The following is a 543-nucleotide window of genomic DNA, read 5'->3' as shown; positions in this document are numbered from 1 at the left end:
GCTAGTCAGTATGACTCCCCTGAGGGCAAGAGGGCCGGCCCGCCGCGAGGAATCAAACGCGGGTTAGCATGACTGCCAGAGCCGCACGGTGTGGACAATGCCACACCCGGCGATTTCCAGCGCGGAGGCCAGCATGGAACACGATATCACTTTGTATGTCGGTCTGGACGTCCATAAGGACTCGATCACGGTCGCCTATGCACTCGGTATGGGCGAGGTGGAACAGCTTGGCAAGATCGGTACGTCGAAGGCYGATATCGAKCGCCTGTGCAAGCGCCTGCAGTCYAAAGCGCGCCRSATCCGSATCGTCTACGAGGCAGGCCCTTGCGGCTATGGCCTYTACCGGCAGCTTGCAGGGAAGGGATTCGASTGCATGGTGTGCGCGCCGTCACTGATCCCGAARAAGCCKGGTGAACGCGTCAAGACCGATCGGCGCGATGCGGTCAAGCTCGTGCGATCGCTGCGCGCCGGCGACCTCTCGGCGGTGTACGTGCCCAGCGTGGAGGACGAAGCGTTCCGGGATCTGTCACGCGCGTGGGTCAG

The 543-nt window shown here is 62.7% G+C and carries 1 protein-coding gene; it reads left to right on the top strand.

The window, feature by feature from the left end; translation table 11 throughout:
- Positions 1–133: 133 nt before the first annotated feature.
- On the top strand, positions 134–543 hold a 410-nt coding region (locus tag AC1DQ3_RS36700; protein WP_477124976.1), incomplete at its 3' end, for an IS110 family transposase.

The sequence above is a fragment of the Cupriavidus sp. 01T418 genome (assembly GCF_056398885.1).
Note: the sequence above shows the minus strand (reverse complement) of the source record. Positions and strands in the feature narration are given on the sequence as shown.